Consider the following 12421-nt stretch of genomic DNA (forward strand, 5'->3'; position numbering starts at 1 on the left):
GATTGTGGTCTAAACATGGGTCAACTTAGGATGCAAATTTCTGGCTTAAGTGGGTCAGTTTTCGATGCAATTCAACAAAATCAAGCTCCCCTTCTATGAGGCGATAGTTGTCTCTATACTCTTATCCGCAAGCGTTTCTGCGTACTCCCGACCTTGGATTGAGAGTCCCTCACGTCGGATGCTACACGATTACTTAACTAAGAATTAAGGGCATCTCTCGTACTCAATCCATTTGCTCTAATTCACAGCGCTCCTTACTCATTAGTTGGACCGGCAGTGATACTGTAGAAGCTGCTGACCTCAAAGGAGATCACATGTCCGAGCGCCCCAAAATCACCAAGCATTTAGCCAAGCGGACCGTCAAAACTGGACAATTCATCGACCGCTATAAGATGGACTTCCCCGACAAAATCCGCCTGATCCGCTCTGGAGTTCCAGCGCAGCACGTAGGCGAACTGGCATTAATCATGGATATGCCAAAACAGGTGTTGATAAAGTCGCTGGGTCTTTCCCGTTCCAACATTAACCGTAGAACGCAGTATGCGCGGACATTGTCACCCGGAGAATCCGAACGCGTACTAGGCATGCAAATGCTGATCGGCCAAGTGCAGGCCATGATTAACCTAGAGAACAGCCCTAATTTTGATGCTGCAAAATGGCTGTCAAACTGGCTGCTCTCTCCCCTGCCGGCGCTGGGCGGTGCCGCGCCTGCAAGTTATCTGGATACCGTGGAAGCTCTCAAGGGTACATAACGCGAAGCTTGTTCGATCGATGTCACGCAAAGGATGCTCACCAGACAATGCCGCTTGCGAGGGTTTCTTCGGGAGGCTCAAAACAGAGCTGTTCTATCCAAGAAACTGGCAGGGCATTACTATCGAACAGTTCATTCGGACGGTTGACTCTTACACCCGCTGGTACAACGAGAAGCGTATCAAGATATCCCTTGGCTCACGTAGCCCCATTGAATATCGGGAGAGCCTTGGATTTGCGGCTTAAGCCAGTCCAAGTTTTACGCCGCACCCCCACTTTTCTCAGGAAATTTGCATCCTAAGTTGCCCCATGTTTAGACCACAATCCTGCTCATGACAGCGAGCAGAAGAACGGAGTGATAGACGTGGCCTTACTGGGAATTATTCGGCGCTGGTACATCAGAGACCATATCTCTATCTAGGAAATCTCGCGCCGACTGGACATCTCCCGCAATACAGTTCGCCGTTATATCCGTTCGGATGCGATCGAACCAGCATACCCAGCAAGGCATTCGCCTAGCTCTCTTGATGAGTTCGCTCCAGGCTCTCTGCTTGGCTGAGTGCTGAATCCGTCAAATCTCGCAAGCAACGAAGAACCCCGAAACAGATGTTTCTGGAGCTGAAAGAGCTGGGATATGAAGGGTCGTACGACCGTGTGGCCGCCTTTGGAAGGCAGTGGAAAGTGGGTCAACTGGAGAGGGTCAATTCTGCGAGCAGATCAACAGACAAATCCCCTTCGGAGCCGCAAATACATCCTCGACTCATTGACGCTTCTACTACCCCCTAGCTAGGCCGCATTCGTTTTATCTGATATGCAGATACTTTAGGAATATCCGATATTCAGATGTTTTAATATTATCTGATATTCAGATATATTTACTTTATCTGTAATTCAGATAAAATAGATTTATCTCGATATCGGATATTCTTACCATGGCTATCAATATCTCCCATCCCCTCCTCACTACATCCCAGCTCGGCCAACTACTCGTGTCGACACGCAAGAGGAAGAAGCTCACGCAAGCGGAGGTAGCGACCCGTCTCGGCCTGAGCCAAAATCGTATCTCTCATCTGGAACACAACCCAGACGAAATCAGTGCCAAGCAGTTATTCACTTGGTGCGCAGCGCTTGAGCTGGACCTGAGGCTTGGGGATAGAGCGCCGGCACCGCTCAACACCGCGCTGGAGTGGTAACTATGGGACGTCGGTCACATAGCCAAACACTCCATCTCTGGGCCAATGGGGCCTATGTTGGACGCTGGACGCTCAACAGTCACGGGGTCTCCGAACTGGCTTACGACACCGACTGGCAGAGCTCAGCGGCCGGACGCCCAATTTCGCTCTCGTTGCCGTTCAATATGCATAACGAGCCGATTAAGGGGCCCAATGTCACGAATTACTTCGAAGGGTTGCTGCCCGATAGCGATAGCATCCGCAAGCGTGTTGCGGAGCGATTTAAAACAGGCTCCCTTGATTCGTTCGACCTGCTGTCGGCCATTGGCAGAGATTGCGTCGGTGCGTTACAGCTCCTTCCAGAGGGTATCAAACCAGAAGGGCTGGAGCAGGTTGATGGGATACCTGTTAGCGAAGATGACATTGAGCGCCACCTGCTTGAAGTGGTCAACATAGACCGGCATGGCGCGCCAGAAGACCCCGGCGATGACTTCCGGATTTCTCTGGCCGGGGCGCAAGAGAAGGACGCTTTCCTATGGTGGGACGGGAAATGGATGAAGCCGCGAGGAGCCACGCCGACAACACACATATTCAAACTCCCCATCGGGATGGTGGGTGGAAAGAAGGCGGACTTCACCACGTCGGTCGACAACGAGTGGCTATGCCTGCGCCTCTTCAAGGAATTCGGCCTCCACACGGCAAACGCCGAAATTGCAAGGTTCGGCAAACAAAGAGTGCTCGTCGTAGAGCGTTTCGACCGCGCAGTATCAAGCGACGGCAAGAGGCTGTTCCGGCGTGTCCAGGAAGACTTTTGCCAGGCTACTGGCACTTCTCCGCACAGGAAATATGAGAATGAAGGCGGGCCTGGCTTGAACGCGATGTTCACCCTGTTGCAGCAATCAGAGCGGGCCGTAGATGATATGCGCACCGTTATGGCTTCACAGCTCCTCTTCTGGATGCTACTTGCCCCAGATGGCCATGCGAAAAATTTCAGTATCCAACTACTGCCTGGCGGCGGGCGCTTCAGGCTAACCCCTATTTATGACGTCATGTCCGCCTACCCCGTCATCGGCCCAGGTCCGAACCAATGGGATGAGCGCAGGCTAAAGATGGCGATGGCCCTACAAGGCGCCAATAAGCACTATCTCGCGCACACTATCCTGCGTCGACACTTTAACAGCACCGCCAAGGCCGTCGGCTTCGGCGCGGATGCAGAGCCGCTGCTGACCGACTTCATAGCCCGCACACCAGCAATTGTAGAAAAGGTGCGCAACGACCTACCTGAAGGCTTCTCTGAAAGGGTCGCCGATAAGGTTCTCGGAGGGCTTCTCGCCGCCGCGAAAGCTCTGGAAGCAATGCCGGCCACCTGAATCAGGGCATACCTTTCCTACGAATAGAAAGGTAAGAAGCACTGAGCTTCTCTGCCTGAAGTAGTGGTGGCATAACCAAAAGCAGAAGCCCCGAATAACGGGGCCTCCGGTCCAGTGGGTCCGATTCCTCTTAGTTAGCGACTACCGCCACCATTGCCTGCCCCCCGTATGGCCAAGCCAGAATCAGTATCAGAGACAACTACCCTTCAAACGGAAGCTGTCCATCTCCATGGCGCACCTGAAAAACATTCAGCGTCATGGCAACCAACGCGTAGTAACCCAGCAGCCCAACAAGATTCACCAGTACCTCGATACCAAAGTACTGCTCTGCCTCTTTGTAGAGCGGCTCTGAAACTCGCTTCGTTTCATAGAGTTCCTCCACCAGCTCCCAAATCAACTGTTCTTCACGAAGCGCGAACTTCGGCTCCTTGCCCAGGCGCACCAGTTCGATATTCCGTTCATCCAGTCCAGCATCGATGCCAATAGGATAGTGAATCTGCCACTCTGCCTGCGCTCGCCACTTCGAAGCCGTACAGAGGATCGCCAGCTCAGAGAGCCGTAACGACAACTTCGTGTGATAGCGGCAGAATGCACCAAGCTTCTGTGCATGCTGTGCCAGCTCAGGGCTATGAATCCACGAGAGGAACGGACCGGCCAGGTTACCGCGCGGCCCGTTCAAGATGTCATCCAGAACGCGCTTCTGTTCTTGCGAGGCTGTTGCAACGTCGACGACTGGCAGCCGAGGTTCGCCTGCTTTTTGTTCCATAGACTTCCTTGTCAGATACTCGAATGATGGGGGTGTGCTTGAGGTTGCCCGATACGACCGCACAGGTGGAGCATGACGAGCAGCAATGCGCAAACCAGGGTGGCGGCTGAAAAGCTTAACAGACCGGTGCGATAACTTCCCGAGGCTTGGCGCATGATGGGAAGAAATGCGGCGCCGGCACCAGCACCGAACTGGAATACTGCAAAGATCACGCCATACAGCTTGCCGAATGAGCGCATACCGAAATAGCGCTTCAAAAGGTAGCTGAGCACATCGAACTCTGCCCCCAGCACCATTCCCAGCAATGCGGCACACAGGAACACCACGTCGCCGGTGACACCGTACGCGTAGAGCACACAGGCAATCGTGCCACCCAATGCGAGGACACACATGACCAAAGCCGCAGAGATGTAGTCGATAAGCAGACCGGTGAGCAGGCGGCCCACGATGACGAAGATGCCGAAGGTCGCCTGTACCACCGCAGCGCGCTGTGGGGTCACGCCTGCATCAATCAACATCGGGATCTGGTGAACAATCAATGCAGTATTGATGATACCCAGCAGCATGAAGATGCCGACCAGCAGTTTGAATTGCCTGCTACGCGCGGCCTCCTTGAAATCAACACCGGGAACGCTCTGCGCTTTCCCCTTTCTGGGCTCGGTACCGGGCTTTTCCCGGATGAAGAAGAACGCAATGGGCAGCGTCAGTGCGACCAGCACGGCCAGGCCCACGAATCCGGCACGCCAGCCTTGTTGAACGATCACCGTTCCGATCACGAGCGGAATCACTGCGCCACCGATGCCAATACCCGCGTTGGCGATGCCGATCGCCAGCCCCAGGCGCTTGTCGAACCAGGAACTGACTACGCGCAGATACGAGAGTGGGAAGATGCCAATACCGATAGCCGGCAGAGCAACCCACGCAGCGTAGTAGATCCACGGCACCGGCGGCATGAAGTACATCAGACCTATGGCGACGCAGAACAAGGGGATGCACGGAATGATGATGGCCCGCGCGCCGAAGCGGTCCGTCAGGTAGCCCTGAATCGGGGAAATGAACATCACCGTATAAGACACGATAGAGCTGGCAAGCGCGATCTGGGTGCGACTCCAGCCAAAATCGGCTTCCAGGGGCTTGATGAAAAGCCCCAGACTGAGCACCGCCACGGTACTGGGCCCGAACATCAAGGCAATCATCGACGCAAGGACCACCACCCACCCGCGATACCGCCAGGACTCTTCTCCGACCGTCGCGGCGGCAGTCCCACTGGACAACATGTTCATACTATCTCCGTTCTGTTCTTTTAATTCAGGGCTCAGGCTGCTCAGAAACGGGTTGCCATGCCGATCCGGAAGATGGCTTGGCTACCTGTGCTGGAAGCGGACCCCGGGCCGTACAGGCCGTTGATCCAGGCCTGGGTAGTGGCGTTGTCGCCGCCTGCCTTCTGGTACACGGTCTGCAGGTAGATATCGGTCCGCTTCGAGAGCCAATACTGCAGCGTCGCATTCCCCTGATGGGCGTAATTGTGCGCCAATTGCGCGTTCCCCTTCATGTACTCATAGGAGACGCCCAGGTTCCAGGCAACATCCATCTGCCAGTTGACGCCGGCTTGATAGACGTTCACCTCGCCCTTGGTCAGGGTATTGCGGGTGTTGGTGTAGAGCAGATTGAGCTTGTAGTCGCCGATCCGGTATCGCGCGCCCAAACCCCAGTTGCGGATACCGTCGTGGCCGTTGCTCATGGTGGAGTAGCGCGCATCGGTATATGCCGCTGCCAGGCCGAATGCACCGCTGGCATAGTTGGTGCCGAGGCTGATGGTGCGCGATGCCGAGGTGTCTCCCGCTACCTCGCCGAGGCCGTACATCCCACCGAACGTCACGCCATTGAAATCCGGACTCAGATACTTGACGGAATTGGCGACGCGAGCCAGGCCGGCCAGGCGGTCGAAGTCCGAGGCGCCGGTTGGGTTGTTCGGCACCGCCAGGGCATTGAACGGTCCCTGGCGGAATGTGTAGTACCCGCCATAGGTCAGCGCGGAATCAAAGCCGCCGAATAACAGCGAGTCGTGCATGAATTCGTACTGGTTGCCGGCGGTGAGTGTGCCCCATTTGTTATCCCTCAGACCCACCAGCGATTGGCGGCCGAAGATGAGATTGTTTCCGGGCAAGGATGCGCCGGTGCTGAGATTGAACTGGCTCTCAAGCTGGAAGATGGCCGCAGTGCCTCCACCCAGGTCTTCTTGTCCCTTGATGAACAGGATATTCGGGACACCGATGCCGTTATCGGCCCGCAGATTGCTTTTTCCGGATTGATTGCTGACGTATGAAACCCCGGCATCTATGATGCCCGAGATGGTGACGCTGCTTTGAGCCCAGGAGGCGACGGGCAGCGTAGCAAGGGCAGCAATTGCGCCGAATTTCCATTTGATTTTTTGCATGTCTCTCTTTCCTCTTTCAGAAGGACGCACGACGCCCTATCGGCCAAGTGCGACATTCGGTTTCGTTGTTATGGTTGTAGCTCGTCGTCAAAGACGACGATGCATCTGGCGCTGAGCGCCGCGTGGTGAAGTGGGTAAAGGTCTCCGATGAGCTGCGTTTAGGAGCTACATTAATGAGCCACATTCATGAGCAGCTTTTTATGTTGATGCGAGCAAACTATTTCCGTCTCCCATTTCCCGGTGGGAGTAGCGTTAATCTATTCCTTTACGATTCCCCATCTTGCTTCAGTCCGCGCTAGAATTTGACTAATAAGGCGACATCAATGGCGAACGCATTTCGCCCATCAGATGAAAACAAAAAGAGCGCCGCAACGACCAAGGAGACAGCCATTTTTATCCGCACCTTCTCTACCGCCGAGAGTCCGTCCCGTGAGGGCGCGCGATTGTTCGAAAGGCAGATGGCCAGCCTTTTTTCGATCGGCCTGTCACTGGACTCCGGAAAAGACGAGCCCTTGAGCACCCAGATGCAAGCCTATTGCGGCAGAAGCCTGCAGTTTGCATCCATCCGCTTTTCTCCCCATGAGACGTCCGCACCGGCGACACATAAAGACACCCGTCGGTGGCTGGTGACTGTCCAGAAGGAAGGTGAGGCGCATGTTTCCCAAGGTGGGCGCAGCGCCCGTGTACGACCTGGAGACATGGTGCTTATCGACCTGGCATCCCCCTTCCACATCGAAACCGGGCATATGGTGACGCACTCGACCTATGTGGATTCGGAGCTGTTGCGCAGGGTGGTTCCCGATGCGCATCTGCGCACGGCCAGGCGAATCGAGACGGCCGGTGGCCCGGGGGCAATCTTCCGGGCAATGAATGACGAGATGTTCGGCATGGCATCGGATCTCGATGAAAATACGGCCGCGCGTATTGCGCAAGCCCTTCCCTACACGCTTGCGGTTGCGCTGTCCCTCTGCGACAAGGAAATGACGGCCCTGCCCTCCAAGCTGCACGTTTTTCACCTTGAGCGCATCCGTGCGTTTGTTCGTGACAACCTGCACGATTCGTCGCTGGATGCGGAGATGATTTCGCAGGCGGTCAACCTGTCGACGCGGCACATCTATCAGCTCTTTACCGCAGAACAGACGTCGCTGATGAAGTGGGTGTGGTCCGAGCGTCTCGAGCGATGCCGTGAAGATCTGGTATCGCGTCAACTATCGAACCGGCCCATCGGGGAGGTGGCTTATGGGTGGGGCTTCAGCGATGTGGCCCACTTCAGTCGTGCCTTCAAGGAGAAGTTCGACATGACCCCTCGGGAGTACAGGAAGGTGCACGGCTAAGCCCTGCATGGATGTGGCAGGGCCATGTGGCAAGGCCCCAATCCGCATTCAACGGATTGGGGCCTCGGCTGTCAGGAGCTGCCTGACTCCTGATTCCTGACTCAGCTCAGCAGGAATTGCCCGACGACTTCCGTGAATTCGGCAGCGGCTTCAACATTGCTGATATGACCCGACGGCAACACCACAGATCTGGCGCCCGTAATGGCCTCGGCGACCTTTGCACAAATCTCCGGCTTCACGGCGGCATCCTTCTCACCGGCGACGACCAGCGTGGGTGCTGATATCTCCTGCAGCCGCGCTACGTGGTTCATTCCCTTGATGGCATCGACTGCCTCAAAGTACCCCGCCTGGGTCGTACCTCGCACAAGGGATTCAATCCATTTCACGGTCAGCGGCGCACGGGCGCGATAGTCATCATCGAACCAGCGTTCTATCGTCGAACGTACATGCTGCTCGGCGCCGAACTCGCGGTAACTCCTCTGACGCTCATTCCAGAGCGCCACCACGGGTTCAGGAGTGACCGCTCCCGCGTTGGCAAGGACGAGCTTTCGGATTCGCTCCGGAAACTCCAGTGCAAAAGCCTGTGCAAGCATTGCGCCAAGCGACACGCCGACCAGTGATACCTGGTCAACCCCCGCCCTCGTCAGAGTCACAGCCAGTTGCCGGGCGAAGTCCGTGAGTGTTGGCGTCCCCCCGAGCGGCTTGCTGAAGCCATGTCCAGGCAGATCAACCAGCACCAGCCGGAACGACTTTGACCAGACTGGCAGTTGCAGGCGCCAGATATCGCGATTCGCACAGATGGGATGCAGCAAGACAACCGCGTGATGTTCATCCTTGCCGAGTGACTCGGCTGCAAGTGGAACAATTTCTGCGTTCATCTCAGCCTTTCACTTTCCACTGGGCCAGACCAATCCCTGTGTACCATTTGGAGACTGCCTTGTAGTAGAGCGACTCGAACTGGGCACCGTCTGCTGCACCGTGGCCAATCAACCAGTTGCGGATTTCTTCCGCACCATTTCCTGCAGCAGCGACATGGTTTGTCGCGTGCTCAACAATCGTATCCGTATGGCCGCTGCCCAGGTTGGCCAGGAACTGGCGGTCAAATTCCTCGTTGACCATGCCCATTCGCGGCGTGGCGATATCGTGGCTGATGCCACCGGTGGCAAGAATCGCGATGCGCTTGCTGGCGTCAAAGCGGGTGATCGCCTTGCGAAGGAACTTGCCCCAGTCGACGCATCGGCGCATCGTGGGCAAGGGTGGCTGGACACAGTTCACCAGCAATGGAACGATTTGTACGTGAGGTACCAGACCGGCCAGCAACAGCGGGGTCAGCGAGCCGTGGTCAAGCACCAGCTCGATCGAGAAGGACGGGTCAAACCCGTTTTGCAGCGCTTCACCCAGGAGGTGCGCGCCCAATGCCGCATTCCCCGGCAAGACTTGCTTCTCAGCCTTCAGCCAGTGTTCCACAGGCGTCTGGTAGCTCTCGGCGGCACCGATGCAGAAGGCAGGAAAATTGTTGAAAAAGAAGTTGTGGACATGGTCATCGGAAATGACGATGACGGTATCGGGCCGCGACTCGGCGATGCGCCGCCCCATCTCCTTGAACGCCGCGAAGATCGCATCCCGGTCTTCACCGGGGATGGCATCCGGAAAATTCAGCATGACGGGCGTGTGGCTCGCCGCATAGATTCCTACGAGTTCAGCCATTCTTTTGCCCTCCTGCGACGGCCTTCAGTGATGCAAGGAATTCCTGTTCCGAAATGCGCAATCCCAGGCAATGCGCCCTTAACAGATAGGGATTGGCACCCGCCAGATACATGGCGCCAATATCATTGGTACGAACCGCTTCCCGGAGGTTTTCCGGCATCGGTACGGTCGACAGATACTCGCCCGGAGATGCCAGATAGCGCTTGAGCTGCCCATCGTTGTGATGGACTTCGAACAGCACCTTGTTCAACCAGTAGGCAGATTGCGATGGAATCTGCTGGACCCAGTTTCCACTCATGCGGCCCCCACCTGGTTTTTGACGTGGGTGGACAGCCACTGGACGATCGTTGGCAGCGTCTGCGGCGTATTTCCCATGTGTCCGCCCGGGAACAGGCGAACGGCCTTGGGAGTGCCACGCTCGATCAGGAGATGCAGGTCAGCGATGGGACACTGCTTGTCTTCTTTGCCGTTCACCAGCAGCATCGGCGCGCTGGGTTGGTCAAGCAGCCCCTGGTCCACCAGAGAAAGGCGCTTGAAGCCGTCAATGTATTCCTGGTCGGTGGTCACGCCCAACATGCGCTGACGCGTTTCGACAAGCTCCATCAGGTAGCTGTCGGGGTAGCGGGAGGATTCGACCCACTCTGGCTGGAACATATAGTGGGCACCACCGCCCCAGTTCACAGCGGCCGCAATGCGTTCCGGCTGCAAGTGCGCCAGTTTGGTCGCCCAGTAGCCGCCGAACGAGCGCCCCAGGATGCCGACCTTTGCGCCGTCCAGGTCACCCTGACGACTGGCCCACTCGAAGACGGGCAGGAACTGGCGCTCTGCATCCTGAACACCCTTCACCGGTGACTCGCCGGTGCCTGCATTGTCCATGGCGATGGTCGCCACGCCGGCCGCCAGGAAGGCATTGCATGCGGCGGTCATCTGTTCTTTCCACGCATCCACCCCGCCCCACATGACAACGACAGGCGGGCGCTCCACACCTTTCGGACGACGGATCAGGAACACGATTTCCTTGCCTTCACCGCTGCGGCCTTGGAAGGGAATGGTGACGCGCTGCACCGGATTATCCCAATACGAACCTGCCAGGACATAGGTCTCGCGCTCCGCGCGTGCACAACGCTCCTTGTCAGGATGATTCGGGCAAGGGAATCGACCCATGAAATAGAAGCCGCTCGCCTTCATGTAGAGCGCGGCGGCTTCTGCGTCGTTGGCGCTGTCACGGGCGCGGTCCGCCAGCGCGCGTGTTTCGTCACCGGCCTTGCCCCAGACGGCCGCCCACGATGCGCCATCCAGACCCTGAAGGGAGTCAATGAGACGCTCACCGTCTTCCTTCGACACCAGATTCATCGGGTGCACCTTGGCGGCCAGCTTGCCCAGCATCCATTGCTTGGCTTCGGCCAGGGTCTTGGGGCGGCCCTGCACGGCGCCGGCATTCTCTACGTTCTCGCTCAATTCGTCACCTCTGTCAGTTGCAAGCCCTTATCGATGTGGGCCCGGGACTGATATCGTAGGCGCGCGAAGGCCAGCTACTTTGCCCCCTGTGCTGCGCCTTTTGACCCTCAGCGCAGCATCGCTGTCTGCCTCCTTCGCTCCGAGACAAATTGCACGGCCAGTTCAGGCAAATTTCATCCATGCATACCGCTACGCTGCCAGTGTGAACAACATCCTGGCCTTTCGTATCGACTGCGGTCGTGCTGGGTCCGGTAACTGGAGACTTGTGTAGATGCAACAGAAGAAGATTCTTATCGTGGGCGGTGGGGTTGGCGGTATGTCTGCCGCCATATCGCTGGCCAGGTTCGGTCACCAGGTGGAGCTCATCGACCTGGACCCGGAATGGCGTGTCTACGGCGCCGGCATCACGATCACTGGCCCTACACTGCGGGCGTTCAAGGCGCTGGGCGTGCTACCGGACATTGAAGCGCAGGCCTATACCGGCGCCGGCATTCAGGTGTGCTCTACCGACGGTGCGCGTCTGGCAGTATTGCCCACCCCCGTACGACCAGAGGATGGCATTCCCGGCTGCGGCGGCATCATGCGGCCGGTGCTGCACAAGATTCTGTCGGCCAGAGTCCTGGCTGCTGGCGTGAATGTGCGTCTTGGACTCTCGGTTGAGAAGTTCAACCAAGGCCATGACCAGGTCGACGTAGAACTGACCGACGGCACCCGCTCCAGCTATGACCTGGTGATCGGCGCGGATGGACTGTTCTCGCGTATCCGGAGCCTGCTCTTCCCGGACGCCCCCACTCCCGAGTACACCGGGCAGAGCGCCTGGCGCGCCCAACTGCCTCGCCCTCCCGAAATTGACCGGCGCCATTTCTTCCTGGGCGGCCCGTATAAGGTCGGTTTGACACCCGTATCCAAGGAGCGGATGTACATGTTTCTCCTGGAAAACGCCAAGGAAAAACGTCGGCTCCCGGAAGAGTCCCTTCCTGAAGAACTGGAACGTCTGACTCGCTCCTATGGCGGCATCATCCGTGAAATCGGCAAATCTCTGAGCGCGGAGAACACCATCGTCCATCGGCCGTTGGAAGCCTTTCTACTGCCGGGTCCGTGGTTCAAGGGCCGAGTCCTGCTCATCGGCGATGCCGCCCATCCGACGACGCCTCAATTGGCGTCCGGTGCGGGTCTGGCGGCGGAAGATGCCCTGGTATTGGCGGAAGAATTCGGTGACGGCCAGGATATCGACCGTGCGTTGATGCGCTACATGTCCCGGCGTTATGAGCGCTGCCTGCTGGTGGTGCAGAACTCACTGGAAATTGGGCGACGCGAACAGGCCGGTCGGCCGATTGCCGAGCAGACCGTGCTTGTCGAACAATCCCTGAAGGTCCTGGCAGAGCCGATCTGACGCCGTCTCCTGGAGCAGCATGGCGTTTCTGTGC

Annotated in this window: 12 protein-coding genes and 1 pseudogene; 6 read left to right on the forward strand and 7 right to left on the reverse strand. The window is 57.2% G+C overall.

Annotated elements, in window-relative coordinates; all coding sequences use genetic code 11:
- The first annotated feature begins 314 nt into the window (after positions 1-314).
- The 4 genes and pseudogenes from HWE04_RS24550 to HWE04_RS19780 all read left to right on the forward strand — a co-directional run bounded on the left by HWE04_RS24550 (position 315) and on the right by HWE04_RS19780 (position 3292).
- Positions 315-752, forward strand: coding sequence for an antitoxin Xre-like helix-turn-helix domain-containing protein (locus HWE04_RS24550; RefSeq protein ID WP_446719242.1), 438 nt, complete (start codon positions 315-317; stop codon positions 750-752).
- Positions 721-996: pseudogene (locus tag HWE04_RS19765) on the forward strand (IS3 family transposase); the annotation flags it as partial. The gene HWE04_RS24550 and the pseudogene HWE04_RS19765, both read left to right, overlap by 32 nt.
- Positions 997-1682: 686 nt before the next feature.
- Complete coding sequence (locus HWE04_RS19775; protein ID WP_102662707.1) at positions 1683-1943, forward strand: helix-turn-helix domain-containing protein; 261 nt, start codon at positions 1683-1685, stop codon at positions 1941-1943.
- Between the two features lie 2 nt (positions 1944-1945).
- Entirely contained in the window at positions 1946-3292 is a 1347-nt protein-coding gene (locus HWE04_RS19780; protein ID WP_241813471.1) for a type II toxin-antitoxin system HipA family toxin, read from the forward strand.
- Positions 3293-3491: 199 nt separating this feature from the next.
- Here HWE04_RS19780 and HWE04_RS19785 read toward each other — a convergent pair whose 3' ends face one another.
- From HWE04_RS19785 to HWE04_RS19795, 3 genes are read right to left on the reverse strand one after another with little or no spacing between them, the layout of a single operon-like run.
- Positions 3492-4058: a carboxymuconolactone decarboxylase family protein gene (locus HWE04_RS19785; RefSeq protein ID WP_241813472.1), complete on the reverse strand. Its 567-nt coding sequence runs from the start codon at positions 4056-4058 to the stop codon at positions 3492-3494.
- An 11-nt stretch (positions 4059-4069) separates the two neighbouring features.
- The gene (locus HWE04_RS19790) at positions 4070-5341 is read right to left on the reverse strand and encodes an MFS transporter (RefSeq protein WP_006461269.1); all 1272 of its coding nucleotides are present in this window, start codon (positions 5339-5341) and stop codon (positions 4070-4072) included.
- A 41-nt stretch (positions 5342-5382) separates the two neighbouring features.
- Entirely contained in the window at positions 5383-6495 is a 1113-nt protein-coding gene (locus HWE04_RS19795; protein ID WP_241813473.1) for a porin, read from the reverse strand.
- 323 nt (positions 6496-6818) lie between these two features.
- Here HWE04_RS19795 and HWE04_RS19800 point away from each other — a divergent pair, with 323 nt between their 5' ends.
- Positions 6819-7829, forward strand: coding sequence for a helix-turn-helix domain-containing protein (locus HWE04_RS19800; RefSeq protein WP_241813474.1), 1011 nt, complete (start codon positions 6819-6821; stop codon positions 7827-7829).
- Positions 7830-7930: 101 nt separating this feature from the next.
- Here HWE04_RS19800 and HWE04_RS19805 read toward each other — a convergent pair whose 3' ends face one another.
- The 4 genes from HWE04_RS19805 to HWE04_RS19820 are packed head-to-tail and all read right to left on the reverse strand — an operon-like array spanning position 7931 to position 10994.
- Positions 7931-8707 (reverse strand): alpha/beta fold hydrolase, encoded by a 777-nt coding sequence (locus HWE04_RS19805; protein WP_241813475.1) that lies wholly within the window; start codon positions 8705-8707, stop codon positions 7931-7933.
- A gap of 1 nt (position 8708) precedes the next feature.
- A complete protein-coding gene (locus tag HWE04_RS19810; RefSeq protein WP_241813476.1) occupies positions 8709-9536 on the reverse strand; it encodes a DODA-type extradiol aromatic ring-opening family dioxygenase in 828 nt (275 codons plus the stop codon).
- Positions 9529-9834, reverse strand: a complete 306-nt coding sequence (locus tag HWE04_RS19815; RefSeq protein WP_006461264.1) for a subunit of meta cleavage enzyme — start codon at positions 9832-9834, stop codon at positions 9529-9531. Before HWE04_RS19815 ends, HWE04_RS19810 begins: the two co-directional genes overlap by 8 nt.
- The gene (locus HWE04_RS19820) at positions 9831-10994 is read right to left on the reverse strand and encodes an alpha/beta hydrolase family protein (RefSeq protein WP_241813477.1); all 1164 of its coding nucleotides are present in this window, start codon (positions 10992-10994) and stop codon (positions 9831-9833) included. The genes HWE04_RS19815 and HWE04_RS19820 overlap by 4 nt, the downstream gene beginning before the upstream one ends.
- Before the next feature lie 271 nt (positions 10995-11265).
- Between HWE04_RS19820 and HWE04_RS19825 the strand changes: the two genes are divergently transcribed.
- Positions 11266-12387, forward strand: coding sequence for an FAD-dependent monooxygenase (locus HWE04_RS19825; RefSeq protein WP_241813478.1), 1122 nt, complete (start codon positions 11266-11268; stop codon positions 12385-12387).
- The last annotated feature ends 34 nt before the right edge of the window (positions 12388-12421 follow it).

It is taken from the genome of Herbaspirillum sp. C7C2 (genome assembly GCF_022627865.1).
Taxonomy (GTDB): Bacteria; Pseudomonadota; Gammaproteobacteria; order Burkholderiales; family Burkholderiaceae_D; genus Herbaspirillum; species Herbaspirillum frisingense.